At 60.3% G+C, this 25,555-nt stretch carries 26 protein-coding genes, 1 other RNA gene and 1 pseudogene; 11 read left to right on the forward strand and 17 right to left on the reverse strand.

Annotated features, from left to right (window positions below):
* The first annotated feature begins 46 nt into the window (after positions 1–46).
* The 3 genes from KW849_RS24580 (at position 47) to KW849_RS24590 (ending at position 1,811) form a co-directional block, all read left to right on the forward strand.
* Positions 47–967: an SPFH domain-containing protein gene (locus tag KW849_RS24580; protein WP_108217150.1), complete on the forward strand. Its 921-nt coding sequence runs from the start codon at positions 47–49 to the stop codon at positions 965–967.
* Between the two features lie 8 nt (positions 968–975).
* Complete coding sequence (locus KW849_RS24585; protein WP_218431631.1) at positions 976–1,425, forward strand: NfeD family protein; 450 nt, start codon at positions 976–978, stop codon at positions 1,423–1,425.
* Positions 1,426–1,493: 68 nt separating this feature from the next.
* Positions 1,494–1,811: a DUF2388 domain-containing protein gene (locus tag KW849_RS24590; RefSeq protein WP_218431632.1), complete on the forward strand. Its 318-nt coding sequence runs from the start codon at positions 1,494–1,496 to the stop codon at positions 1,809–1,811.
* A gap of 132 nt (positions 1,812–1,943) precedes the next feature.
* Here the strand turns inward: KW849_RS24590 and gcvP are convergent, their stop codons facing one another.
* Entirely contained in the window at positions 1,944–4,817 is a 2,874-nt protein-coding gene (gene gcvP, locus KW849_RS24595; RefSeq protein WP_218431633.1) for an aminomethyl-transferring glycine dehydrogenase, read from the reverse strand.
* Between the two features lie 154 nt (positions 4,818–4,971).
* Between gcvP and KW849_RS24600 the strand changes: the two genes are divergently transcribed.
* Positions 4,972–6,111, forward strand: coding sequence for a DegT/DnrJ/EryC1/StrS aminotransferase family protein (locus KW849_RS24600; protein WP_218431634.1), 1,140 nt, complete (start codon positions 4,972–4,974; stop codon positions 6,109–6,111).
* Positions 6,112–6,218: 107 nt separating this feature from the next.
* Here the strand turns inward: KW849_RS24600 and gcvH are convergent, their stop codons facing one another.
* The 9 genes and pseudogenes from gcvH to KW849_RS24645 all read right to left on the reverse strand — a co-directional run bounded on the left by gcvH (position 6,219) and on the right by KW849_RS24645 (position 15,361).
* Entirely contained in the window at positions 6,219–6,602 is a 384-nt protein-coding gene (gcvH, locus tag KW849_RS24605) for a glycine cleavage system protein GcvH (RefSeq protein WP_108217155.1), read from the reverse strand.
* Positions 6,603–6,651: 49 nt separating this feature from the next.
* Entirely contained in the window at positions 6,652–7,734 is a 1,083-nt protein-coding gene (gene gcvT / locus KW849_RS24610; protein WP_218431635.1) for a glycine cleavage system aminomethyltransferase GcvT, read from the reverse strand.
* A 155-nt stretch (positions 7,735–7,889) separates the two neighbouring features.
* Entirely contained in the window at positions 7,890–9,506 is a 1,617-nt protein-coding gene (locus tag KW849_RS24615) for an iron ABC transporter permease (protein ID WP_218431636.1), read from the reverse strand.
* A gap of 138 nt (positions 9,507–9,644) precedes the next feature.
* Entirely contained in the window at positions 9,645–10,649 is a 1,005-nt protein-coding gene (locus tag KW849_RS24620) for an extracellular solute-binding protein (protein ID WP_108217158.1), read from the reverse strand.
* Positions 10,650–10,881: 232 nt separating this feature from the next.
* Entirely contained in the window at positions 10,882–12,099 is a 1,218-nt protein-coding gene (locus KW849_RS24625; protein WP_218431790.1) for a 2-octaprenyl-3-methyl-6-methoxy-1,4-benzoquinol hydroxylase, read from the reverse strand.
* Between the two features lie 9 nt (positions 12,100–12,108).
* Positions 12,109–12,219: pseudogene (locus KW849_RS24630) on the reverse strand (tetrameric acyl-CoA thioesterase); the annotation flags it as partial.
* Between the two features lie 38 nt (positions 12,220–12,257).
* The gene (gene ubiH, locus KW849_RS24635; protein ID WP_218431637.1) at positions 12,258–13,445 is read right to left on the reverse strand and encodes a 2-octaprenyl-6-methoxyphenyl hydroxylase; all 1,188 of its coding nucleotides are present in this window, start codon (positions 13,443–13,445) and stop codon (positions 12,258–12,260) included.
* Positions 13,442–14,776, reverse strand: coding sequence for a Xaa-Pro aminopeptidase (gene pepP / locus KW849_RS24640; RefSeq protein WP_218431638.1), 1,335 nt, complete (start codon positions 14,774–14,776; stop codon positions 13,442–13,444). The genes ubiH and pepP overlap by 4 nt, the downstream gene beginning before the upstream one ends.
* A gap of 27 nt (positions 14,777–14,803) precedes the next feature.
* On the reverse strand, positions 14,804–15,361 hold the full coding sequence (locus tag KW849_RS24645) for a YecA family protein (RefSeq protein WP_218431639.1): 558 nt from the start codon (positions 15,359–15,361) through the stop codon (positions 14,804–14,806).
* A 203-nt stretch (positions 15,362–15,564) separates the two neighbouring features.
* Here KW849_RS24645 and KW849_RS24650 point away from each other — a divergent pair, with 203 nt between their 5' ends.
* From KW849_RS24650 to KW849_RS24665, 4 genes are all read left to right on the forward strand, one after another.
* Positions 15,565–15,774: a TIGR02449 family protein gene (locus tag KW849_RS24650; RefSeq protein WP_218431640.1), complete on the forward strand. Its 210-nt coding sequence runs from the start codon at positions 15,565–15,567 to the stop codon at positions 15,772–15,774.
* On the forward strand, positions 15,771–16,088 hold the full coding sequence (locus KW849_RS24655; RefSeq protein WP_039765346.1) for a cell division protein ZapA: 318 nt from the start codon (positions 15,771–15,773) through the stop codon (positions 16,086–16,088). The genes KW849_RS24650 and KW849_RS24655 overlap by 4 nt, the downstream gene beginning before the upstream one ends.
* Before the next feature lie 30 nt (positions 16,089–16,118).
* A non-coding RNA gene (ssrS, locus tag KW849_RS24660) (6S RNA) lies at positions 16,119–16,297 on the forward strand.
* 86 nt (positions 16,298–16,383) lie between these two features.
* The gene (locus KW849_RS24665; protein WP_008004722.1) at positions 16,384–16,989 is read left to right on the forward strand and encodes a 5-formyltetrahydrofolate cyclo-ligase; all 606 of its coding nucleotides are present in this window, start codon (positions 16,384–16,386) and stop codon (positions 16,987–16,989) included.
* Between the two features lie 35 nt (positions 16,990–17,024).
* Here KW849_RS24665 and KW849_RS24670 read toward each other — a convergent pair whose 3' ends face one another.
* On the reverse strand, positions 17,025–17,180 hold the full coding sequence (locus tag KW849_RS24670; protein WP_007978897.1) for a hypothetical protein: 156 nt from the start codon (positions 17,178–17,180) through the stop codon (positions 17,025–17,027).
* A gap of 195 nt (positions 17,181–17,375) precedes the next feature.
* Here KW849_RS24670 and KW849_RS24675 point away from each other — a divergent pair, with 195 nt between their 5' ends.
* Positions 17,376–17,825, forward strand: coding sequence for an EVE domain-containing protein (locus KW849_RS24675; protein ID WP_218431641.1), 450 nt, complete (start codon positions 17,376–17,378; stop codon positions 17,823–17,825).
* Positions 17,826–17,924: 99 nt separating this feature from the next.
* On the opposite strand, the gene KW849_RS24680 is transcribed toward KW849_RS24675, so the two are convergent.
* Positions 17,925–18,332, reverse strand: coding sequence for a flagellar basal body-associated protein FliL (locus KW849_RS24680; RefSeq protein WP_218431642.1), 408 nt, complete (start codon positions 18,330–18,332; stop codon positions 17,925–17,927).
* A gap of 150 nt (positions 18,333–18,482) precedes the next feature.
* Between KW849_RS24680 and KW849_RS24685 the strand changes: the two genes are divergently transcribed.
* Positions 18,483–19,460: an NADPH:quinone oxidoreductase family protein gene (locus tag KW849_RS24685; RefSeq protein WP_218431643.1), complete on the forward strand. Its 978-nt coding sequence runs from the start codon at positions 18,483–18,485 to the stop codon at positions 19,458–19,460.
* A gap of 122 nt (positions 19,461–19,582) precedes the next feature.
* Here KW849_RS24685 and KW849_RS24690 read toward each other — a convergent pair whose 3' ends face one another.
* On the reverse strand, positions 19,583–20,251 hold the full coding sequence (locus tag KW849_RS24690) for a gamma-glutamylcyclotransferase (protein WP_218431644.1): 669 nt from the start codon (positions 20,249–20,251) through the stop codon (positions 19,583–19,585).
* Positions 20,252–20,596: 345 nt separating this feature from the next.
* Here KW849_RS24690 and KW849_RS24695 point away from each other — a divergent pair, with 345 nt between their 5' ends.
* On the forward strand, positions 20,597–21,040 hold the full coding sequence (locus KW849_RS24695) for a sn-glycerol-3-phosphate transporter (protein WP_305729732.1): 444 nt from the start codon (positions 20,597–20,599) through the stop codon (positions 21,038–21,040).
* Positions 21,041–21,052: 12 nt separating this feature from the next.
* Here KW849_RS24695 and KW849_RS24700 read toward each other — a convergent pair whose 3' ends face one another.
* From KW849_RS24700 to trxA, 4 genes are all read right to left on the reverse strand, one after another.
* Positions 21,053–22,021 carry a CDP-6-deoxy-delta-3,4-glucoseen reductase gene (locus KW849_RS24700; RefSeq protein ID WP_218431646.1) on the reverse strand — a complete coding sequence of 323 codons (969 nt, stop codon included), beginning with the start codon at positions 22,019–22,021 and terminating at the stop codon, positions 21,053–21,055.
* Positions 22,021–23,487 carry a 4-hydroxy-3-polyprenylbenzoate decarboxylase gene (gene ubiD, locus KW849_RS24705; RefSeq protein ID WP_108217171.1) on the reverse strand — a complete coding sequence of 489 codons (1,467 nt, stop codon included), beginning with the start codon at positions 23,485–23,487 and terminating at the stop codon, positions 22,021–22,023. The genes KW849_RS24700 and ubiD overlap by 1 nt, the downstream gene beginning before the upstream one ends.
* A gap of 140 nt (positions 23,488–23,627) precedes the next feature.
* Positions 23,628–24,887 (reverse strand): transcription termination factor Rho, encoded by a 1,260-nt coding sequence (gene rho / locus KW849_RS24710; RefSeq protein ID WP_057712815.1) that lies wholly within the window; start codon positions 24,885–24,887, stop codon positions 23,628–23,630.
* 247 nt (positions 24,888–25,134) lie between these two features.
* Positions 25,135–25,464 carry a thioredoxin TrxA gene (gene trxA, locus KW849_RS24715; RefSeq protein WP_003206727.1) on the reverse strand — a complete coding sequence of 110 codons (330 nt, stop codon included), beginning with the start codon at positions 25,462–25,464 and terminating at the stop codon, positions 25,135–25,137.
* Positions 25,465–25,555: the final 91 nt, after the last annotated feature.

Raw genomic sequence — 25,555 nt, forward strand, 5'->3', positions numbered from 1 at the left:
CCAGCCATTGCAACTCCACAGATCCACACATCAACAAGGAATAGTTATGCAGATCGGTAGTGTGCTTTTGCTTTTTGTCGGCCTGGTGGTCGCCATTCTGTTCATGGGTTTCAAGGTCGTGCCCCAGGGCTTTGAATGGACCGTCGAGCGCTTCGGGCGCTACACCAACACACTCAAGCCGGGGCTGAACGTCATCATTCCGGTCATGGACCGCATCGGCCGCAAGATGAATGTGATGGAAAGCGTGCTGGATATTCCGCCGCAGGAAGTCATCACCTCCGATAATGCCACGGTGCAAATCGACGCCGTATGTTTCTTCCAAGTGGTCAACACGGCCCAGGCGGCCTACGAGGTGAACAACCTCGAACATGCGATCCGCAACCTGCTGCAAACCAACATCCGTACGGTGCTCGGCTCGATGGAACTCGACGCCATGCTCAGCCAGCGTGACGGCATCAACGAAAAACTGCTGCGCACCGTCGATGAAGCGACCGCGCCGTGGGGCATCAAGATCACCCGGATCGAGATCAAGGACATCAGCCCGCCCGCCGACCTGATGGCGGCGATGTCGGGGCAGATGAAAGCCGAACGGATCAAGCGCGCACAGATCCTCGAGGCCGAAGGCCTGCGCGCCGCAGCGATCCTGACCGCCGAAGGCAAGAAGCAGGCGCAGATCCTCGAAGCCGAAGGCAGTCGCCAGGCCGCCTTCCTGGAGGCCGAAGCCCGCGAGCGGCAAGCCGCAGCAGAAGCCCAAGCGACCAAAGTGGTGTCCGAAGCCATCGCCAGCGGCAACGTGCAGGCGATCAACTATTTCGTGGCGCAGAAGTACATCGATGCACTGGGCAAGTTGTCATCGGCCAACAACAGCAAAGTGATCCTGATGCCGCTAGAGGCCAGTTCGATGATCGGTGCGGTGGGCGGCATTGGCGAAATCGTCAAAGCCACGTTCGATAACAAGAAAGCCTGAGGCGCACCATGTGGGCATTTTTGCAGCATCTTTCGTTCTGGGACTGGTTGGCGCTGGGCACGATACTGTTGATTCTCGAAGTGTTCGGCGCCGGCGGCTACCTGTTGTGGATCGGCATGGCGGCAGCGACCGTGGGCGTCTTGACCTTCTTCCTGCCGGGCCTGCCCTGGGAATGGCAGTTTCTATTGTTCGGCCTGCTGTCGATCGCCACCGCGTCTTACTGGTGGCGGCGTCAGCGCACGGCGGCACGCCCGAGCGATCAGCCGCACCTGAATCTGCGCGGCCAGGAACTGATCGGCAAAACCTTCGTGGTGCATGAAGCGATTATCAACGGTCGCGGTAAAATCAAGGTGGCCGACGGCGTGTGGATGGCCCGCGGGCCGGACACTGCCATTGGCAGCCGCGTGCGGGTGGTCGGCCAGCAAGGCGCGATCCTGCTGGTCGAAGCAGCGGAATAGGCAGCCACGGAACTCGATAGGGGGTTGGCAATCCAAGGGCGTAGTTAACCCAGTGGAGTCACCCTGTCATGCGTTTCAAACTTGCTGTCGCTACCGTCGCGCTGCTGTCCCTGCCTGTCGGTTCGGCGATGGCCGATACTTTTTGGCGTAACGTTCTTACGTCCGGTGCAACCACCGGTTCGAGCTATCTGACATCCAAGGATAACAAGCTGGTCGTCGCGGCCCAGGACGATGCCAGCAGCTTCGTTGCCAGTGATGGCGGTATCCGCGGTCCGTACCTGGAAGCCGCCATGCAAAAAGTCCGCGCTGAAAACCCTGGCCTGCAAGCGACGGACATGGAACTGGCGAACGCGATCCTGGCGAAGAATACCATCGCCTCGAAGTAAGCGTTGCGAATGAAAAATGCCGCTCAATTGAGCGGCATTTTTTTGCCCTGCGAACACAAATCCCATGTTCACCGCCCCCCCTGTGGGAGCGAGCTTGCTCGCTCCCACAGGGGTTATGTGCACCCTGAAATGTCAACGGTATTCATCCACCGGCACACACGCGCAAAACAGGTTCCGGTCCCCATATACATTGTCCACCCGGTTCACTACCGGCCAATACTTGTGAGCCTTGGTGTGCGCGTCCGGCGTGACCGCCTGCACAATGCTGTACGGCCGCTCCCACACGCCAGTGATATCGGCCAACGTATGCGGCGCACCTTTCAACGGGTTTTCTTCAGCCGGCCAGTTACCGTTCTGCACCTCGTTGATTTCCGCGCGGATGCTCAGCATCGCCCCGATGAACCGGTCCAGTTCCGCCTTCGATTCACTTTCGGTCGGCTCGACCATCAGCGTCCCCGGTACCGGAAACGACATGGTCGGGGCATGGAAGCCGTAGTCCATCAGGCGCTTGGCGACGTCCTCTTCGGTGATACCTGTCAACACCTTGAGCGGCCGCAGGTCGAGGATGCATTCGTGCGCCACTCGCTCGTTGCGCCCGGTGTAGAGCACCGGGAAGGCACCGGACAAATGCCGCGCCAGGTAATTCGCAGCCAGGATCGCCACTTCGCTGGCGTCCGCCAATTGCGGCCCCATCATGGCGATGTACATCCAACTGATCGGCAGAATGCTTGCGCTGCCCCAGGGCGCTGCGCTGACGGCGCCATTTTTCGGGTGCGGCCCGTCGATCGGCACCACCGGATGGTTGGCCACGAACGGCGCCAGATGCGCCCGCACCCCGATCGGTCCCATTCCCGGCCCACCGCCACCATGGGGAATGCAGAAGGTCTTGTGCAGGTTCATGTGCGAGACATCGGCGCCAATATCGGCCGGCCGCGCCAGCCCGACCTGGGCGTTGAGGTTGGCGCCATCCATGTACACCTGACCGCCGTGCTGGTGGATCACTTCACAGATTTCGCTGATGCCTTCCTCATACACGCCATGGGTCGAAGGGTAAGTCGCCATCAGGCAGGCGAGTTTGTCTGCGGCCTGCGCAGCTTTTTCCTTGAGATCATCGAGGTCGACGTTGCCCGCCTCGTCACACTCGACGATCACCACGCGCATCCCGGCCATTTGCGCCGACGCAGGATTGGTGCCGTGAGCCGACGAAGGAATCAGGCAAATGTCGCGGTCACCCTGTTGCCGGCTCTCATGGTATCTACGGATCGCCAGCAGCCCGGCGTATTCGCCCTGGGCACCGGAATTGGGCTGCATGCAGACCGCATCGAAACCGGTGATCGCGCACAGCCAGCGTTCCAGTTCTTCGATCATCAGCCCGTAACCGGCGGCCTGTTCCTTGGGCACGAACGGGTGCAGGTTGGCGAACTGCGGCCAGGTGATCGGGATCATCTCGCTGGTAGCGTTGAGCTTCATGGTGCAGGAGCCCAGCGGGATCATCGATTGGTTGAGCGCCAGGTCCTTGTTTTCCAGTTGCTTGAGGTAGCGCAGCATCTCGGTTTCGCTGTGATGGGCGCTGAACACCGGATGGCGCAGATAAGGCGAGGTTCGCGCCAGCCCTTCGGGAATTCCGCCAGGCAAGACTTCGGCATCCAGGTCCTCGATGCTGAGCCCGTGATCGGCCCCCAGGAACACGTCGAACAGCTTCGCCACGGTGCCTTCGTCGCAGGCCTCGTCGAGGCTCAAGCCCAGTTGGCCGCGCCCGAGAATGCGCAGGTTGATCTGTGCGGCCCGGGCACTTTCGATGATCGCGGTCTGGGCTCCGCCGACCTCCAGTGTCAGGGTGTCGAAATAGTGCCGGTTGACCCGGGTGATACCGTTGCGCTCAAGCCCGGCGGCAAGGATGCAGGTCAGCCGATGAACCCGCTGGGCGATCCGCTTGAGCCCTTCCGGGCCGTGGTAGACCGCATAGAAACTGGCGATATTGGCCAGCAGCACCTGGGCCGTGCAGATATTGGAGTTGGCCTTCTCCCGACGGATGTGTTGCTCGCGGGTTTGCAGGGCCATGCGCAGGGCAGTGTTGCCCCGCGTATCTTTTGAAACACCGATGATCCGCCCGGGAATCGCCCGCTTGTATTCATCGCGGCTGGCAAAAAATGCCGCGTGCGGCCCGCCGTAACCCATAGGCACGCCAAATCGCTGGGACGAGCCGAACACCACATCGGCGCCCAGTTCACCTGGCGGAGTCAGCAACAACAGGCTCAGCAAATCCGTGGCGACACAGGCCAGAGCCTGTTGTGCGTGCAGGTGATCGATCAGCGGCCGCAGGTCGTGGATTTCACCGTGGGTGTCGGGGTATTGCAGCAGCGCGCCGAACACCTGGTGCTGCTTCAAGTTATCCACAGCGTCGACGATCAGCTCGAAGCCGAAACCTTCTGCGCGGGTCTGCACCACGGAAATGGTTTGCGGGTGGCAGTTTTCGTCGACAAAGAACAGGTTACTTTTGGACTTGGCGACCCGCTTGGCCAGGGCCATGGCCTCCGCCGCGGCAGTGGCCTCATCGAGCAGCGAGGCGTTGGCCAGTTCCAGACCGGTCAGATCGATGGTCAGTTGCTGGAAGTTCAGCAGCGCTTCAAGCCGCCCTTGGGCGATCTCCGGTTGATAGGGTGTGTACGCGGTGTACCAGCCGGGATTTTCCAGCACGTTACGTACGATGACCGCCGGTGTGAGGGTGCCGTGGTAGCCCATGCCGATCAGGCTGGTCCAGATCTGATTCTGCTCGGCATAACCTCGCAGCTTGGCCAGTGCGGCCTCTTCGTCGAGTGCCGGGGGCAGGTCCAGCGCCCGGTTGAGGCGGATGCCCGGCGGCACCGTTTGCTCGATCAATTCAACCCGGCTGCCCAGACCGAGGCTGTCGAGCATTGCCTGTTGCTCGGCGGCATCAGGTCCGAGGTGGCGGCGCAGAAAGGTATTGGGGTCGCGTAACTGGCTCAGGGACGGCATCTTGGACATGACGGGCTCTCTCTTGACTGGCGCTCAACGTCGATGCAACACGGTCAAACCAGCATAGCAGTCGATATCCGCGTGGATGACGTGGCGCCGTCAGCCAATCCGGATCATCATGTCCGACGCCTACCTAATGTCCGCTGATCGGGTGACTGTATCCATGAGCCAACTGCCTTTCCTGCCGTTTTCCAAACCCACCATCGATGAAGCCACGATTGCCGCTGTCGGCGACGTATTGCGCTCAGGCTGGATCACCAGCGGCCCCAAGGTCCAGGCCTTCGAAGCACAACTGTCGGAGTATTTCGGCGGGCGCCCGGTACGCACCTTCAATTCCGGCACCTGCACCATGGAAATCGCCTTGCGCATTGCCGGGGTCGGGCCGGGAGATGAAGTGATCACTACGCCGATTTCCTGGGTGGCCACCGCCAACGTCATCCTGGAAGTCGGCGCCACCCCGGTGTTTGCCGACATCGACCCGGTGACCCGCAACATCGATCTGGATCAACTGGAAGCGGCGATTACCCCCCGCACCAAAGCCATCATCCCGGTGTACCTCGCCGGGTTGCCGGTGGACATGACGCGGTTGTACGCCTTGGCGAAAAAGCACGGCCTGCGGATCGTCGAAGATGCGGCCCAGGCACTCGGCTCCAGCTGGAACGGCCAGCGCATTGGCTCGACGGGGGATTTCGTGTCCTTCAGTTTCCAGGCGAACAAAAACGTCACCTCTTCCGAGGGCGGTTGCCTGGTGCTGAATACGGCCGAAGAAGTACGACTGGCAGAGAAGTACCGGCTGCAGGGCGTTACCCGCAACGGTTTCGATGGACTGGATGTTGACGTGCTGGGTGGCAAGTTCAACATGACCGACGTCGCCGCGGCCATTGGCCTGGGGCAATTTGCTCATATCGAAACCATTACCGCTCATCGCCGTGACCTGGCCCGGCACTATTTCGCCTGCTTTGGCGAGGATTTCGAAGCGCAGTACGGTGCGCAATTGCCTCCGGCGGATTTCACCCACAGCAACTGGCATTTGTTCCAGCTGGTATTACCGGAGCGTACGGACGGCAAACCGGCGCGAGCGACTTTCATGGAGCAGATGCAGGCATTGGGTGTCGGGATCGGCTATCACTACCCGCCGATTCACCTGTTGAGCCTTTACCGCGAGCGCGGATTCAAGGAAGGCATGTTCCCGGTCGCCGAGCGGGTCGGTCGGCTGATTGTCTCGCTGCCGATGTTCACGGCGATGAGCAAAGCCGATGTCGAGCGTTCGGTGGCGGCCGTGAAGGCCGTCTTGCGGCCTTGACTCAACCTTGATTCGGCCTTTGTAGGAGCTGCCGAAGGCTGCGATCTTTTGATTTTAAAAACAAGATCAAAAGATCGCAGCCTTCGGCAGCTCCTACGGGGCGAGCATTACTCGCCGATGGCAGCCTTGTAGCCGGCGGCATCCAGCAGTTTTTCCAGGTCTGCAGCGTTGCCTGGCTTGAGCTTGAAGATCCACGCGCCGTACGGGTCGCTGTTGAGCAGTTCCGGCGAAGCGCTCAATTCTTCGTTGACCGCGATCACTTCACCGGCAATCGGGGAGTAGATGTCGGAAGCGGCTTTGACCGATTCAACGACACCCGACTGATCACCGGCAGCAAACACGTTGCCGACTTCAGTCAGCTCGACGAACACCACATCACCCAGCGCTTCCTGCGCGTGATCGCTGATGCCTACGGTGACGGTGCCATCGGCTTCCAGACGTGCCCATTCGTGACTTTCGGCAAAACGCAGTTCGGCAGGGATATCGCTCATGTTCTGTGTCCTCAGGAAAAGGGTCGGCGGGCATGCCCGCCAGAAAAGGTTAGATCAAGGTTTTGCCGTGACGTACGAAGGTCGGTTTGACCACTCGGACCGGGTACCACTTGCCACGGATTTCCACTTCAGCGCGGTCGGCAGTAGCCATCGGCACGCGCGCCAGTGCAATCGACTTGCTTAGCGTAGGAGAGAAACTACCACTGGTGATCTCCCCTTCGCCAACATCGGCGATACGGACCACCTGATGAGCACGCAAAACCCCGCGCTCCTCAAGGACCAGACCGACCAGTTTGTGCTGCACACCGGCGGCCTTTTCGGCTTCCAGGGCCTTGCGCCCGATGAACTGCCGAGTGGCAGGCTCCCAGGCGATGGTCCAGGTCATATTGGAGGCCAATGGTGAAACATCTTGCTGGATGTCCTGACCGTATAGGTTCATACCGGCTTCGACCCGCAAGGTATCCCGCGCGCCAAGGCCGATGGGAGAAATCCCGGCACCGACCAGATCGTTGAAAAAGCCTGGCGCCTGATCGGCCGGCAGAATGATTTCCAGACCGTCTTCGCCGGTATAACCGGTGCGCGCGATGAACCAGTCACCATCGGACAGGCCTTCGAAGGGCTTGAGGAGCTGGATCAGGTTGCCGCGGGGCTGGCTGACCAGTTCGGCGATTTTCTGCCGGGCGTGAGGGCCCTGGATGGCCAGCATCGCCAACTCGGAACGCTCGCGAAGTTGCACATCGAAACCATCGAGATGCGCTTGCATCCACGCCTTGTCCTGATCGCGGGTGGAGGCGTTGACCACCAGGCGATAACCCGCATCGAGACGGTAGACGATCATGTCGTCGACGATCCCGCCCTGTTCGTTGAGCATGGTGCTGTACAACGCACGGCCGGGGCTGTGCAGGCGTTCGACATCATTGGCCAGCAAATGCTGGAGCCAGGCTTTGGCCTGGGCGCCGCCGACGTCGATCACGGTCATGTGGGATACATCGAAGACACCGCAATCGCGGCGTACCTGGTGGTGCTCCTCGACCTGCGATCCATAATGCAGAGGCATGTCCCAACCGCCAAAATCGACCATCTTCGCGCCAAGTGCGAGATGAAGGTCATACAGAGGCGTACGCTGTCCCATGGGTTTCTCCTTCCGGGCGTGGCGAAGGTGCGGGCAGGTGCTGCACGGACTGAATGCCTTGAAACAAGGGCCTTCAGCCGATTTCAGCTGCCTGGTCTGTCAGACGGACCGCACCGAATGCCGCGCATTGTAGCCGCAAGGTGTAGGACTGACACCTAGCTGTTTCGATGTGCTGAACGCCGAATCAATCCGATGACCGGTAACAGCCCGACCAGCACCAGGGTCAATGCCGGCAAAGACGCCCGCGCCCATTCGCCTTCGCTGGTCATTTCGAAGATTCGCACCGCCAGCGTGTCCCAGCCAAACGGGCGCATCAGCAAGGTTGCGGGCATTTCCTTGAGCACATCGACGAACACCAGCAGCGCGGCGCTCAACGTGCCGGGTAACAACAACGGTAGATACACTTTGAAAAACAGTTGTGGCCCACTGACGCCCAGACTACGTGCCGCTTCGGGCAAAGATGGCCGTATACGCGCCAGGCTGCTTTCCAGTGGCCCGTAGGCCACCGCAATGAAGCGCACCAAATAGGCCAGCAACAACGCTGACAGACTGCCCAGCAGCAGCGGCTTGCCCGCACCACCGAGCCAGCTCGAAAGCGGGATCACCAGTTCGCGATCCAGGTAACTGAACGCCAGCATGATCGACACCGCCAGCACCGAACCGGGCAAGGCGTAACCCAGGTTGGCCAGACTGACCCCGGAACGAATGACCCGGGTGGGCGCCAGTCGTCGGGCAAATGCCAGTAACAAGGCAACGCTGACGGTGATCAACGCCGCCATCGCCCCCAGGTACAAAGTATGGACAATCAACCCGGTGTAACGCTCGTCGAGATCGAAGCGCCCGCGTAGCCAGAACCACACCATCAGTTGCAGCATTGGAATGACAAAGGCGCAGGCAAATACCAGCCCGCACCATGTCATGGCTGCCAGCGCCTTGAAGCCTCGCAGGTGATACAGCGCCTTGACCCGTGGTCGCTCGTTGCTCGCCCGGTTGGCCCCGCGAGCACGCCGTTCGCCATACAGCACTAGCATCACCACCAGCAGCAACAGGCTGGCCAGTTGCGCGGCGGAAGACAGGCTGAAGAAACCGTACCAGGTCTTGTAGATGGCGGTGGTGAAGGTATCGAAGTTGAACACCGACACTGCGCCGAAGTCCGCCAGGGTTTCCATCAATGCCAATGCCACGCCCGCACCGATGGCCGGCCGCGCCATGGGCATTGCCACCCGCCAGAACGCTTGCCAGGGCGATTGGCCAAGGACCCGCGCGGCTTCCATCAGGCCTTTGCCCTGGGCGAGGAAGGCCGTGCGGGCCAGCAGATATACATAGGGATAGAAAACCAGCACCAGCACCACAATCACCCCGCCCGTGGAGCGCACGCGCGGCAGCCGCAGGCCACTACCAAACCACTCGCGCAGCAGGCTTTGTACGGGCCCGGCGAAATCCAGCAGGCCGACAAACACGAACGCCAGCACGTAGGCCGGTATCGCGAAGGGCAGCATCAGCGCCCAATCGAGCCAGCGCCTGCCGGGGAATTCACAGAGGCTGGTCAGCCAGGCGAGGCTGACGCCCAGCAGGGTGACACCCGCACCGACACCGAGCACCAGCGTCAGGGTATTGCCCAGCAGGCGCGGCATCTGCGTGTCCCACAGGTGGGACCAGATTTGAGTGTCGATGGTTTGCCAGGAAAGCAGCAGGACGCTCAGGGGCAACAGGACCAGCGCAGCAATGGCGAAGACGACGGGATACCAGCGGCGTTGGGCGGGATGGGCCAAGGAAAAGCTCTCGCGAAATTTTGAAGTGTAGAGAAAGCACAAAAAGATCGCAGCCTTCGGCAGCTCCTACATTGGGTTGGTGATCAACCTGTAGGAGCTGTCGAAGGCCGCGATCTTTTGACCTTTAAAACAGCAGGCTCAGTTCCAGCCAGCCCGATCCATCATGCGAATCGCCTCAGCCTGGCGCTTGCCAGCAATTTCCACCGGCAAGGTATCGGCAATGAACTTGCCCCAGGCCGCCACTTCCTCAGAAGGAGCAACCGCCGGGTTCGCCGGGAACTCCTGGTTCACGTCGGCAAAGATTTTCTGCGCTTCAGGGGTGGTCATCCACTCCACCAGGGCCTTGGCCGCTTCCGGGTGCGGCGCGTGTTGTGTCAGGCCGATACCCGACAGGTTGACGTGTACGCCACGGTCAGCCTGGTTCGGCCAGAACAGTTTCACCGGCAGATCTGGCTTCTGCTTGTGCAGGCGGCCGTAGTAGTAGGTGTTGACGATACCAACGTCGCACTGACCGGCGTTGATCGCTTCCAGCACGGCGGTGTCGTCGGAGAACACGTCAGTGGACAGGTTCCTGACCCAGCCCTTGAGGATTTCCTCGGTCTTCTCGGCGCCGTGCACTTCGATCATGGTCGCGGTGAGGGACTGGTTGTAGACCTTCTTCGCCGTGCGCAGGCACAGGCGGCCTTCCCATTGCTTGTCAGCCAGCGCTTCGTAGGTGGTCAGTTCGCCCGGCTTCACCCGGTCAGTGGAGTAGGCGATGGTCCGCGCTCGCAGGCTCAGGCCAGTCCAGGCATGAGAGGCGGCCCGGTATTGCAGCGGAATGTTGGTGTCGATGGTTTTCGAGGTGAACGGCTGGAGGATGCCCATCTGCTCGGCTTGCCAGAGGTTGCCGGCATCGACGGTCAGCAGCAGGTCGGCCGGCGTATTCGCGCCCTCGGCCTTGAGCCGCTGCATCAGTGGCGCTTCCTTGTCAGTGATGAACTTCACCTTCACGCCGGTCTTGGCGGTGTAGGCATCGAAGACTGGCTTGATCAGCTCGTCGATACGCGAGGAGTAGACCACCACCTCGTCAGCAGCCTGGGCGGCGGTGCTGCCGATCAGGGTCAGGGCCAGTGCGGTCAGTAGACGCTTTGGTGCCAACATGGGAGCGGTCCCTCGATTGATAATGAGGGCAAATGATAAGGACTCACATTTAGCTTCTCAATCGAACCTGGCTGTGGAGGAGTTACCGGATGTTGCACAGGCGTTAAAATTTACCGCATTCCATGTAGGAGCTGCCGCAGGCTGCGATCTTTTGATGTTGAAGAGCAAGATCAAAAGATCGCAGCCTGCGGCAGCTCCTACACGGGAACCTCGCCGGCAGCCTCAACAAAAATCAGGCCTTGGCGAGCGCCGGCAAATCTCCGGTCAACCCCAGCGCTTCCCGCACGAACAACGCCTTGGCCTCGGGCATCTTCTCAACCAATTTCAACCCGGTATTACGTAACCAGCGCACCGGCAACGGATCGGCCTGGAACAAGCGCTCGAAGCCTTCCATCGCCGCCATCAGCGCCAGGTTGTGAGGCATGCGCCGACGCTCGTAACGACTGAGGACTTTCACATCTGCCAGACGTTCGCCACGTGTTGCCGCTTGCAGCAACACTTCGGCCAGCACGGCGGCATCGAGGAATCCGAGATTCACTCCCTGCCCGGCCAACGGGTGAATGGTGTGCGCCGCGTCGCCGATCAACGCCAGGCCTTGCGCCACATAACGCTTGGCATGTCGCTGGCGCAGGGGCACACACAGGCGCGGGTCGGCGCTCAGTACTTCGCCGAGTCGACCTTCAAAGGCGCGCTCCAGTTCCTTGCAGAAACCCTGGTCATCCATCGCCATCAGGCGTTCGGCCTCGCCAGGTGTGGTCGACCAGACGATCGAACACCAATCCTGCTGGCCATCGCGCTCAAGGGGCAGAAACGCCAACGGACCGTTATCGGTGAAGCGCTGCCAGGCCGTCATTTGATGCGGTTTGGCGCAACGCACGCTGGTGACGATGGCATGGTGCAGATAATCCCATTCGCGGGTTGCGACCCCCGCCAGGCGCCGCACCGCCGAGTTGGCGCCATCCGCTGCGATCACCAGTGGCGCGCGCAGGGTGCGGCCATCGGCCAGGGTCAGCAGCCAGTCATCGCCGGAGTGGCGCATCTGTTCCAGTCGCGCATTGGCCAGCAACCCCAGGTCGCAGTCGTGCAGGCGGTCAAGCAAGGCATCCTGGACCACGCGGTTTTCGACGATATGCCCCAACACCTCGGCATGCACGCTGGCCGCCGAAAAATGGAGTTGCCCGGTGCCGCTGCCATCCCAGACCTGCATGTCGGTGTAGGGGCTGCTGCGCCGCCCGGCGATGCCATCCCAGACGCCCAGGCGTTCGAGAATCCGCTGGCTGGCGGCCGACAGGGCGCTGACTCGCGGTTCAAACGCGGCCTGAGCGTTGAACGGTTTGACACTCATGGGGCTGCCGTCCAGCAGCAGGACTTCCAGCCCACTGTTCTGCAACGCCAGCGCCAGGGCGCTGCCGACCATTCCGGCCCCGACAATCAGCAGATCTGCGCGCATTTCCATGCTTTAAGCCTGTCTCTCTTGCGGCTTGAGCCGCACGTAAAGGGTTTTCCCGACTCGCGCCAACAAGTGGCCGGCGCCGTCATGAATGTCGACCTGCAATTGCGGCAGGTATTTTTATCAATCGTGCCTTGCCGAACCGGCGGATCGACCCGTTACGCATCTGGACGCGTACCCAGACCCATCGCCTGTCGGGCAAACCAGCGTTTGGCCGGTGGCAACAGGTCGAGGCCGAGCAGTCCGATGTTGCGCCCCAGGGATACCAGCGGCTGGGTACTGCCGAACAGGCGCGTGACCTGATCGGAGAAACCCACGGTGAGGTCCTGATCGAGACGCTGGCGTTCACGATAGGCCTGCAACGTGGCGAAGTCGCCCAATGGTTTTTCGCTGGCGAGCAAGGCATCGGCCAGGGCCTGGGCATCGCGCAAGGACAGATTGAACCCTTGGCCGGCAATCGGATGCAGGCTGTGTGCCGCGTTGCCGAGAATCGCCAAATGCGAGCGCACCTGTTCTTCAGCCTCGACCAGTGTCAGCGGATACAGATGCCGCGCACCGACCTGCTTCAACGCGCCGAGGCGATAACCGAATACACCCTGCAATTCACTGAGGAAGCTGCGCTCATCGAGGGCCGCCAGGCGTTGCGCGTCCATGCCCAGGCGGGTCCAGACCAGTGCGCAGCGGTTTTCCGGCAGCGGCAGCAACGCCATCGGGCCTTCGTCGGTGAAACGCTCGAAAGCCATGCCGTTGTGGGCTTCGCTCGGGGTGATGTTGGCGATCAGCGCGCTCTGGTTGTACGGACGCTTGCGGATGCCGATCCCCAATTGCTCGCGCAGGCCGGAGCGGCCGCCATCGGCGAGCACCGCGAGGTCGCATTCCAGGGTGGTTTCATCATTGAGGGTCAGGCGGTAGCCGTCGGTCAGCGGCTCCATGCGGGTGACTTCCGCCGGGCAGCGCCAACTGATCACGTCCTTGTCCAGGCCTTGCCACAGGCATTGGCCGAGCCAGGCGTTTTCAACGACATAACCCAGCGCAGGAACGCCCTCTTCCATCGCCGACAACCGCGCCGTCGAGAAACGCCCACGGTCGGAAACATGAATCTGCTTGATCGGCTCGGCGCGACGGGAGACTTCCTGCCAGACGCCCAGGCGTTGATAAATTTGCCGGGAGCCGAAGGACAACGCCGAAGAACGGGCGTCGTAACTCGGTTGATACGTGTCGCCGGGGGCGAACGGTTCGATCAGCACGATCTTCCAGCCCCGGGCCTTGGCTCCAGCTTGCAAGGCCAGCGCCAGACTCGCACCGACCAGCCCGCCACCGATGATTGCCAGATTGAGTCGACTCATGCCGCTTGTGTCCGCGCGGCGGCCATCAGGGCCTCGATCTCGGCGACGGTTTTCGGCACGCCGTTCGTCAATATTTCACAGCCGGTTTTGGTGACCACTACATCGTCCTCGATGCGCACGCCAATGCCGCGCCATTTCTTCGCCACGCTCTGGTTGTCCGCAGCGATATAGATCCCCGGCTCCACGGTCAGCGCCATGCCGACTTCCAGCACGCGCCATTCGCCGCCGACCTTGTATTCGCCGACGTCATGTACATCCAGGCCCAGCCAATGGCCGGCGCGGTGCATGTAAAACGCTTTGTAGGCTTCGCTGGCGATCAATTCGTCGACGTCGCCCCGCAGCAACCCCAGCTTGACCAGCCCGGCCGTGATGACCCGGACCGTGGCCTCATGCGCCTGATTCCAGTGTTTGTTCGGGGCGATTTCGGCAAAGGCAGCCTCCTGGGCGGCCAGCACCAATTCGTAAATCGCTGTCTGTTCCGCTGAATACTTGCCGCTGACCGGAAAGGTCCGGGTGATGTCGCTGGCGTAGCAGTCGATCTCGCAACCGGCGTCGATCAGCACCAGATCACCGTCCTTGAGCAGCGCGTCATTCTGCTGGTAATGCAGGATGCAACTGTTGCGCCCCGCCGCAACGATCGACCCGTAGGCCGGCATCTTCGCCCCACCCTTGCGGAACTCGTAATCGAGCTCGGCTTCGAGGCTGAATTCGTGCAACCCGGCGCGACAGGCCTGCATTGCCCGTACGTGCGCCTGGGTGGAAATCCGCGCCGCCTCGCGCATCACTTTCACTTCTGCCGCCGATTTATACAGGCGCATGTCGTGCAGCAGATGATCCAGGGCAACGAATTCGTTCGGCGGCTGGGCACCGAGGTTGGCCTTGGAGCGGATCACGTTGATCCACTCCATCAGGTGGCGGTCGAATTCGGGGTTGCTGCCCATGGCCGAATACACCCGGTCACGGCCTTCGATCAGACCCGGCAGGATGTCGTCGATATCGGTGATGGGAAAGGCGTCGTCGGCGCCGAAGTCGCGTATCGCGCCCTCTTGCCCGGCACGCAGGCCATCCCACAGCTCGCGCTCGGCGTTGCGTTCACGGCAGAACAGAATGTATTCGCCATGCACACGCCCCGGCATCAACACCAGTACGGCCTGGGGTTCGGAAAAACCGCTGAGGTACTGGAAGTCGCTGTCCTGGCGGTAGACGTGCTCGACGTCGCGGTTACGAATGGCCACCGCGGCGGCGGGCAGGATGGCGATGCTGTTGGGTTCCATCTGCGCCATCAGGGCCTTGCGGCGACGGCTGTATTCCGATTTCGGGATGTGGATCATGGGCAGATGGCGTTCCCTGGCAAACGATTAATGCAGAGACGGTTTGGCGGCGGCCGGCACGTCTTTTTTGGTCTCGGAGAACAGCAGCAGCGGTGCGACGCGCAGGTACTCCATGACTTCCATATAGTCGGTTTCGCCGTCTTCGGACTCTTCCAGCGCGTCTTGCACCTGGGAAATGGCCGCCAGATCCTGCAGCACTTCGGAGGCCTCGGTGCTCAGGGAGCTGCTGTCACGGCAGTTCAGGCCGAAACCGCTGAGGAAGCCTTGGCACCATTGGCCCAGTGCGGCGGCACGCTCGGTGAGCGGGGCGTCGTCGGTCGGCAACAGCAGAACGACGGTCACGTCATCGCCGGTGAGCTCACCCTTGACCATCTCTTGCAGGCCGATCAGGGCGTTGCGAACGTTGTCCTGCGGCTCGGTTTCGAGCAGTTCGGCGGCGTCGATCAGCCAGCCTTCGGCGTCGAAACCGGCGCCGGCGCAGCTGCGGCCGAGCAACAGGCCGTGCAATTCGGCAGGCGAGACGTTGTGACCGCTGGAAGTCAGCAGGGTGGCGAAGGCTTGGTACGGGGAATTCTGAATGGTCATGGGCAGCTAGGCGCCAGACGGCGCTATGTCTAGAATGAAGGCCTTGTATCCTACATCGACTACCCCTGTAGGAGCGAGCTCGCTCGCGATGGTCATTAACGATAACGCTGGGTACCTGACACCCCGTGGCGTTTTCAAATTCATCGCGAGCAAGCTCGCTCTTAACAGTCTTACAGTCCAACACCCATCAGACAGTGAAGACAATGGAAGACACCGATCTGCAAGCGCTGATGTCCAGACTCGAACTGTTGATTACCCGAGTCGAGCAACTTAAGAGTCAAAACGGACTCTTACTAGCTCAGGAAAAAACCTGGCGCGAGGAACGCGCGCATCTCATTGAAAAAAACGAAATCGCCCGGCGTAAGGTCGAATCGATGATTTCGCGCCTCAAGGCCCTGGAGCAAGACTCATGAGTTCAAGCAATAGCGTCACCGTGCAGATCCTCGACAAAGAGTATTCGATCATCTGCCCTCAGGAAGAGCGCAGCAATCTGATCAGCGCTGCCCGTTATCTGGACGGCAAGATGCGCGAGATCCGCAGCAGCGGCAAAGTCATCGGCGCCGACCGTATCGCCGTGATGGCAGCGCTGAACATCACCCACGACCTGTTGCACAAGGAAGAACGCCCGGATATCCAGGCCAGCGGCTCGACCCGCGAACAGGTGCGCGACCTGCTCGATCGCGTCGATCTGGTGCTCGCCACCGATCCGGACGTCACCAAGGGCTGATTCGCGCCGCCGCTTGCGGTATAATCCCCTCACTCCCTGGGGTGCTTGCCAGTTGGCGATGTCCCTGAGCCGATTTGCTATACCCTGGAGGTTGCACGTTGGGCTGGTGTGCATGTCCGCTAGACGGAAAGCCTTAAAGCCTACTGCATCTTCCACCTTGAACTTTCGGGTTCAAGGGCTAAGTCGACAGCGGCACATTCGGGGAGCCTGATTTCAGTCCAATGCCGGTTTTGATACCGGCTTTGGCGTTTTTACGGGTACGCTTCACGTATCCGCATTGCTGAAGCCCGAATACATGACCGAACCTGCGCTGCTCCCTCGCCCGCAACTTCGACGCATGCTGCGCAAGGCCCGCCGCGCACTGACCCCCAGCCAGCAGCGCCAGGCCGCTCGCGGGCTATACCGGCAATTGGCCCAGCAACCGCTGTTCCGCCGCGCCAGACACATCTCGCTCTACCTGCCGACCGACGGAGAAATCGATCCGCGCCTGTTGCTGCGCGCCGCACAACGCCGGGGCAAAGCCACCTATCTACCGGTGCTGAGCGCCTGGCCGCGAACCAAAATGGTGTTCCAGCGTATCCGGCCCGGAGAAAAGCTCAAACCCAACCGCTTCCGCATTCTCGAGCCACGGGCCAACCTCGCCCGGCAACGCAAGATCTGGGCGCTGGACCTGGTGTTGTTGCCCTTGGTGGGGTTTGACGATGTCGGCGGACGCCTGGGGATGGGCGGTGGTTTCTATGATCGGAGCCTGGCTTACCTGGCGCGACGAAACGACTGGCGCAAGCCGACGCTGTTGGGGCTTGCCCATGAATGTCAGAAGGTGGAGCGATTGGCTCAGGCAAGCTGGGATGTGCCGCTGCAAGGAACGGTGACGGACAAGGCCTGGTATTACGCAGGGTAGGCGCCACTTCGATCAGCGACGCCGAGGCAACAGGATCAGCGCTTGAAGGCTGTCGACTGTTGCTGCAATTGGGCGAGCTCGACTGGTGCGTCGGTCTTGCTGGCCCACAGGCTTTGGGCATAGCCAGTGGTCACGACGCCAAGGCCAAACAAAATGACCAGAATCCATAGTAAATCCGGTTTGCGTTTCATCGATTACCCCCCAAAGGCATATCTACACGATGACAGCAGCGGTTTCCGTTTGTAGGCCGTGCAGCAGCGTCAAGCTTTAAAGGCCGGCATTTTGCGACAACGTGAACCGCTGCGCAAATGCTGACGTCAACCGACTGTCGGTTTGTCATAAAATCGCCGACAAGCTGCTCAATCACCTCGCAAGGAGCAACAGACATGGCCTACTGGCTGATGAAATCCGAGCCCGACGAACTCTCGATCAAAGGACTGGAAAAACTCGGCAAAGCGCACTGGGACGGGGTTCGCAACTATCAGGCACGCAATTTCCTGCGGGCTATGGCCGTGGGGGACGAGTTCTTTTTCTATCATTCCAGCTGCCCCGAGCCTGGTATTGCCGGAATCGGCAAAATTGTCGAAGCCGCGTATCCGGACCCGACGGCACTGGAGCCGCAGAGCCATTATTTTGACCCGAAGGCCACCCCGGACAAAAATGCCTGGAGCGCGATCGATGTCGCGCATGTCGAGACCTTTGCCCGGGTGCTGAAACTGGATTACCTGAAGCAGCAGACGGCGCTGGCCGAGTTGCCGCTGGTGCAGAAAGGCTCGCGGTTGTCGGTGATGCCGGTGACGCCGGAGCAGTGGGCGGCGGTGATTGCACTGCGTTGAGATGCCTCTGTAGGAGCCGGCTTGCCGGCGATGGCGGTCTTGAGGGCGCTATCGCTGCGATGCGGCGACCCGACAAGCCAGCTCCTACAGAATCCAGCATTACTGGATGATCAGGTTGTTGAACAATAAGTCCTCAACCACCGGCTTACCGGTTTCATCATTCATGATCTGCTGGGTCTGCTTGAGGGCTTCCTGACGCAGCTTTTCCTTGGCCTCGACGTTGTTCATCGTCTCGGTAGTCTGCTGGGCAAACAGCGCGACCAATTGATTGCGGATCAACGGCTCATTGGCCTTCACCGCTTTGGCCGCCTCGTCACCGGTCACCCGCAACGCCACATCGGCCTTGTAGACCTTGAGTTTCGGCGTGCCGTCCAGCCCGTAGTTACCCACGAACGGCGGGCTCAGGGTGATGTAACTGACCTTCGGAGCTGCATCCTCTTTGGCCTCTTCGGCCACCGCTGTCACAGGCAGAGACAGGGCCAGCATCAACATGATCCACGCTTTCAAAATTCGCTCCTTATCCGGTTTACGGCCTGGCATAACGACCCGTCACGCAGGCACAAGCTTATGGCTGACTATCAGGGCCAGGCATGCTCGTTGACCCATCAACTCACACACCTACACTTATCGGCCATCACTCCCAAAGGAATAGCCCTGATGAAAGCCGTGCTGTGCAAAGCCTTCGGCCCTGCCGAATCGCTGGTGCTGGAAGACGTCGCCAGTCCTGTCGTGAAGAAGAATGAAATCCTGCTGGACGTGCACGCCGCCGGGGTCAACTTCCCCGACACGTTGATCATCGAGGGCAAATACCAGTTCAAGCCGCCCTTCCCGTTCTCTCCGGGTGGCGAAGCGTCCGGCGTGGTCAGCGCTGTGGGCGAAAAGGTCAGCCACTTGAAAGTCGGTGACCGGGTCATGGCCCTGACCGGCTGGGGCAGCTTTGCCGAACAGGTCGCCGTGCCGGGCTACAACGTGTTGCCGATCCCGCCGTCCATGGACTTCAACACCGCCGCCGCCTTCAGCATGACCTACGGCACCTCGATGCATGCCCTGAAGCAGCGCGGCAACCTGCAACAAGGCGAAACCCTTCTGGTGCTTGGTGCCTCCGGCGGTGTTGGCCTGGCGGCGGTGGAAATCGGCAAAGCCATGGGCGCCCGGGTGATTGCCGCGGCCAGCAGTTCAGAGAAACTCGCCGTGGCCAAGGCCGCCGGCGCCGACGAACTGATCAACTACAGCGAAACCAGCCTGAAGGACGAAATCAAGCGCCTGACCGATGGCCAGGGCGCTGACGTGATCTACGATCCGGTCGGCGGCGACCTGTTCGACCAGGCCATCCGCGCCATCGCCTGGAACGGCCGCCTGCTGGTGGTCGGCTTCGCCAGCGGGCGCATTCCCGAATTGCCGGTGAACCTTGCACTGCTCAAAGGCGCAGCGGTGCTCGGTGTGTTCTGGGGCTCCTTCGCCCAACGTCAGCCACAGGACAACGCCGCGAACTTCCAGCAACTGTTTGGCTGGTTTGCCGAAGGCAAATTGAAGCCGCTGGTGTCACAGGTTTATCCGCTGGGCAATGCGGCGCAGGCCATCAATGATCTTGGTCAGCGTAAAGCGGTCGGGAAGGTTGTTGTGCAGGTTCGCTGAGCGAGGCAAGCGATCTGAACTTCGAAAGACGTCATTCAGATCGCTTTTAATTGGCACGTAAATCAAAGCAACTGGCGAAGATCTTCAGGCAAAAAGCTCATGTGTTGCGAACCAGTTTCCAGTCAGGGCCGCGCGACATTCGTCTGGTCAGACTTCGATTTACAGCGCTTGAGCCGCGCCTCCAGATTCCGGTCTGGCATGGCATGACTGCGCAGGGCGTGCGCGGTCTGCTCGACATAATCGCGAGTGCTGCCGTAGCGCCCGCAGGCGTTTTCAAACACATGGCTCAGCACATGGTCCGGCAAGTTGCCTGCATAGCTGGGCAGGTGTCGCTCCAGCACAAAGCCCAATGCCTGTACCTGACTGCCATCTTCGAGACGGCAGTTGAGCCAGTGCGGGCGATAGGAAGGGAATGGCATCTCGCGCTGCCAAAGTGCGTAAAGCGATGCTTCGAGTTGCTCTTCGGGCAAGCGATAGGCGAAACCGCTGCAAGAACCGCCGCGATCCAGGCCAAACACCAGGCCGGGCATTTCCGGTGTGCCGCGATGTTCGTGGGACCACAGGTACAACCCGCGATGGTAGCCATGCACCCGGCCGCGAACCCGCTCAACCGCCGTGCATTCTGGGCGCCAGATCAGCGAACCATACGCAAACAGCCAGACCGGCCCGCCCTTGTGGCGCGCCATGGTCGATTGCATCGAGCTGAGCAGTTGTTCGTGAGTGAGCTGCGGCCCCAGATCGAGCCGCGGAGGGTAAGCCAGATTCAAGAAAGCAGATTCAATGGCGCTCATGGCAAAAGTTGTTCGGCCCCGCAAGCATTACAAAATGTAAGTACTATTAATGTAATAGAACATATAGCAGTAAAGGTAAAACGAAATGTGATAAAGGACGTTTGCCTGACTGTTTATATACCCTAATGTCATTATGCAAATATCTTAAATACCAGAATGAAATATGCATAAGCATTGAGTCCTTCCGGGAATAAAGCCGCTTATCAGAAACGTCCTACTCCCCCTTCAGATTTGCCGCCTTCTGGCCCCCATCGGGCGTCGCGTATAACGGCCACACAGGCGCAAGCCAGACTGCCTTTACAGGGGCCGCCAATGAAAAAACCATGGTTTTACGCAGTGCTGTCGATGGTCTTGGCGCCATTGGCGCTGGCACAGCATGCAAGCTCAAACGACACCGGCTCCTGGTATTTGCAGACCAGTGTTTATACGAAGCACTATTCGCCCGACCCCAGGCACAACAACAATCAGGATCTGATTGGTCTTGAACGTATCGACGCGTCCGACTGGCTGTTTGGCGCTGCCACTTTTCGCAATTCGTACAGTCAGCGCTCACATTATGTCTACGCGGGTAAACGCTACGACAACGCCTCCTATCCCGTGTACATCAAATTCACGGGCGGCCTGCTGGAAGGCTACCGTGGCAAACATAAGGACAAGATCCCCCTGAATCACTTCGGGGTCGCACCGGTGATCATCCCCTCACTGGGCGCACATTACGGTCCAGTGGCAGCCGAGCTGGTGTTGCTCGGCTTCAACGCCGCCATGGTGACCACTGGCGTGCGCTTCTGATCCCACGCTGACCTACGAGCGTGGCGCGTAGGCAAAAACGTCGGCACGCATCTGATGCGCATCCATTCCCGCTTCCACCAGCGCATCCAGCGTGCCGTAGACCATGGCCGGAGAGCCGCTGGCGTACACGTGCAGCGGCTTGAGGTCAGGGAAGTCTTCACAGACCGCTTCATGCAACATGCCGCAACGCCCTTCCCAGTTGCATTGATCGCTGACGACCTTGTGCAGGAACAGATTGGGCAGCTTCAGCCATTCGTCCCAATGCTCGACTTGATAAAAGTCTTCTGGGCGACGCACGCCCCAATACAGGTGCACTGGATGCTTGAAACCCGAGGCCCGGCAATGTTCGATCAGGCCGTGGATCTGGCCCATGCCGGTGCCAGCGGCGATCAGCACAAGAGGACCGTCCGGTAACTCTTCCAGGTGGGTATCGCCAAACGGTAACTCGACCCGCACCATGCTGTTGCGCTGAAGCTGTTCGATCAGACCCAGCGCACTGGATTCACGCGCCAGTACGTGGATTTCCAGGTCGCGTCCCGCATGCGGTGCCGAGGCGAGGGAGAAGGCGGATTTTTCGCCGCTCTCGCGTTCGATCATCAGGTACTGACCGGCATGGTAGCGCGGCGGTTTGCCGGCCGGAGCCCGCAGACGCACGCGCCAGGTGTCGCCGCCCACGTCCTTGCACTCAATGACCTGACACGACAGGCTGCGCACCGGCAGTTCTCCCAAGGCGAGCACGCCATCCCACAGCACGATGCAGTCTTCCAGCGGCTCCGCTATGCAAGTGTAGAACTCGCCATGATCACGCACATTGCCGGCCTGCTCGACCCGCCCTTCCACCAGCAGCGCGGCGCACACGTGGCAATTGCCGTTGCGGCAGCTTTGCGGGCATTCGTAGCCCAGACGGCGTGCGCCATCGAGAATCCGCTCGCCGGGCAATATCTCAAGCACTGCTCCGGAGGGCTGCAAGGTTACACGCATCAATCTATTCCTAACTGATTCCAGATGGCATCGATCCGCTGGGTCACGGCATCGTCCTTGACGATGACCCGGCCCCACTCGCGGGTGGTTTCGCCCGGCCATTTATGTGTGGCATCGAGGCCCATTTTCGAACCCAGGCCGGACACCGGCGAAGCGAAGTCCAGGTAGTCGATCGGCGTGTTGTCGATCATCACCGTGTCGCGCTTGGGGTCCATGCGCGTGGTGATGGCCCAGATCACGTCGTTCCAGTCCCGGGCGTTGATATCGTCGTCGGTGACGATAACGAACTTGGTGTACATGAACTGTCGCAAAAACGACCAGACACCCAGCATTACCCGCTTGGCGTGGCCCGGATACGACTTCTTCATGGTCACGATGGCCATGCGGTACGAGCAGCCTTCGGGCGGCAAGTAGAAATCGGTGATCTCCGGGAACTGCTTCTGCAGGATCGGCACGAACACTTCGTTCAGCGCAACGCCGAGAATCGCCGGTTCATCCGGTGGACGGCCGGTGTAGGTGCTGTGGTAGATCGGTTTGATCCGGTGGGTGATGCGTTCGACAGTAAATACCGGGAAGCTGTCGACTTCGTTGTAGTAACCGGTGTGGTCGCCGTACGGGCCTTCATCGGCCATTTCGCCCGGATGGATCACGCCTTCGAGGATGATTTCGGCGGTGGCCGGCACTTGCAGGTCATTGCCGCGGCATTTCACCAGCTCGGTGCGGTTGCCGCGCAACAGGCCGGCGAAAGCGTATTCGGAAAGGCTGTCGGGAACCGGGGTCACGGCACCAAGGATGGTCGCCGGGTCCGCGCCCAATGCCACAGATACCGGGAACGGCTGGCCGGGATGCTTCTCGCACCATTCGCGGTAATCCAGCGCGCCGCCACGGTGGCTCAGCCAGCGCATGATGACCTTGTTGCGACCGATCACTTGCTGACGATAGATGCCGAGGTTCTGGCGATCCTTGTTCGGGCCTTTGGTGACGGTCAGGCCCCAGGTGATCAACGGGCCAACGTCGCCCGGCCAGCAGGTCTGCACCGGCAACATGGCCAGGTCGACGTCGTCGCCTTCGATGACCACTTCCTGGCACACCGCGTCCTTGACGACTTTCGGCGCCATCGAAATGATCTTGCGGAAGATCGGCAGCTTGGACCAGGCATCCTTCAAGCCTTTCGGTGGCTCGGGTTCTTTGAGGAACGCCAGCAACTTGCCGATTTCGCGCAATTCGCTGACCGCCTCGGCGCCCATGCCCAGCGCCACGCGCTCGGGGGTGCCAAACAGGTTGCCGAGCACGGGAATGTCGTAACCCGTAGGCTTTTCGAATAGCAGGGCCGGGCCTTTGGCGCGCAGGGTACGGTCACAGACCTCGGTCATTTCCAGTACTGGGGACACCGGAACCTGGATGCGCTTGAGTTCACCGCGCTGTTCCAGGCCGCTGATAAAGTCGCGCAAGTCGCGATACTGCATGCGTGAGCCTCGTGTTGGCCGTGGCGTTCGGGGCAGGCAGTTTAGCGCCGAACCCTTCGGTTCAGAACCACGAACTGCCACCTGATCAAAAATCGGATAGCAAAAAGCCGGGTTTCCCCGGCTTTTTGTGCCTGCTCGACTTACTTGCGCTTCATCGACAGGAAGAACTCATCGTTGGTCTTGGTCGTTTTCAGCTTGTCGACCAGGAACTCGATGGCTGCGATCTCATCCATCGGATGCAGTAGCTTGCGCAGAATCCACATGCGCTGCAGCTCGTCGTCGGCGGTCAGCAACTCTTCGCGGCGGGTGCCGGAACGGTTGATGTTGATGGCCGGGAACACGCGCTTTTCAGCGATACGACGATCCAGCGGCAGTTCCATGTTGCCGGTGCCTTTGAATTCTTCGTAGATCACTTCGTCCATCTTCGAGCCGGTTTCTACCAGCGCGGTGGCGATAATGGTCAGCGAGCCGCCTTCTTCGATGTTCCGCGCAGCGCCGAAGAAACGTTTCGGTTTCTCCAGGGCGTGGGCATCGACACCACCGGTGAGCACTTTGCCGGAGCTCGGGATCACGGTGTTGTAGGCGCGAGCCAGACGAGTGATGGAGTCGAGCAGGATCACCACGTCCTTCTTGTGCTCGACCAGGCGCTTGGCCTTCTCGATCACCATTTCGGCAACCTGCACGTGGCGGGTTGGCGGCTCGTCGAACGTCGAGGCAACCACTTCGCCGCGCACGGTGCGCTGCATTTCGGTTACTTCTTCCGGACGCTCATCGATCAGCAGCACGATCAGATGAACTTCAGGATTGTTACGCGCGATGTTCGCGGCAATGTTCTGCAGCATGATCGTCTTGCCGGCTTTCGGCGGTGCAACGATCAGACCGCGCTGGCCTTTGCCGATCGGGGCGCACAGGTCGATGACACGACCGGTCAAGTCTTCGGTGGAACCGTTGCCGGCTTCCATCTTCATGCGCACGGTCGGGAACAGCGGGGTCAGGTTCTCGAAGAGAATCTTGTTTTTCGCGTTTTCCGGACGGTCGAAGTTGATGGTGTCGACCTTGAGCAGCGCGAAATAACGCTCGCCTTCCTTTGGAGGGCGGATCTTGCCAACGATGGTGTCACCGGTGCGCAAGTTGAAACGACGGATCTGGCTCGGCGAGACATAGATATCGTCTGGACCTGCGAGATAGGAAGCGTCAGCGGAGCGCAGGAAGCCGAAGCCGTCCTGGAGAATCTCCAGCACGCCATCACCGGAGATTTCCTCACCGCTTTTCGCGTGCTTCTTGAGCAGGGAGAAAATCACGTCCTGCTTGCGCGAACGGGCCATATTTTCTATGCCCATCTGTTCGGCCAATTCGAGCAGTTCGGTAATCGGCTTTTGCTTGAGTTCAGTCAGATTCATATAGGAATGACGTAATCATTTATGGAGGGGGGAAATTAAGCTTTTGGCTTAATGAGGCCGCGCCGCGGAGAAGGCGACAGGATCGCGTACTTATTCGAAAAGGAGTGCGTCGGCGACGGCTAGCAGGGGGCAATGGAGAAACCAGTGCGGGGCCGAATGTACCACCTGAGTTTAGGAGCGTCTAGCCCTGAATACGCAAAAAGCCCCGCTATTTGCGGGGCTTTTTCAGAACACTTTGCAACGACGCTTAGATGTTGGCGTCGAGGAAGGCAGCCAGTTGCGACTTCGACAGTGCGCCGACCTTGGTCGCTTCAACGTTGCCGTTCTTGAACAGCATCAGGGTCGGGATACCACGCACGCCATGCTTGGCCGGGGTTTCCTGGTTTTCGTCGATGTTCAGCTTGGCAACGGTCAGCTTGCCTTTGTAGGTCTCGGCAATTTCGTCCAGAACAGGAGCGATCATTTTGCAAGGGCCGCACCATTCAGCCCAGTAATCGACCAGTACAGCGCCTTCAGCCTTGAGTACGTCAGCCTCGAAGCTAGCGTCGCTAACGTGTTTGATAAGATCGCTGCTCATGGAATTCTCCAGGGTTGTAAGCAAAAAAACGTGGCCCATCATAGCGGTCCTTACCTCGTTCAGGAAGGTGCAGTTGATTGAGTCTCGCTAT

Source organism: Pseudomonas sp. PDM26 (genome assembly GCF_019219185.1).
Taxonomy (GTDB): Bacteria; Pseudomonadota; Gammaproteobacteria; order Pseudomonadales; family Pseudomonadaceae; genus Aquipseudomonas.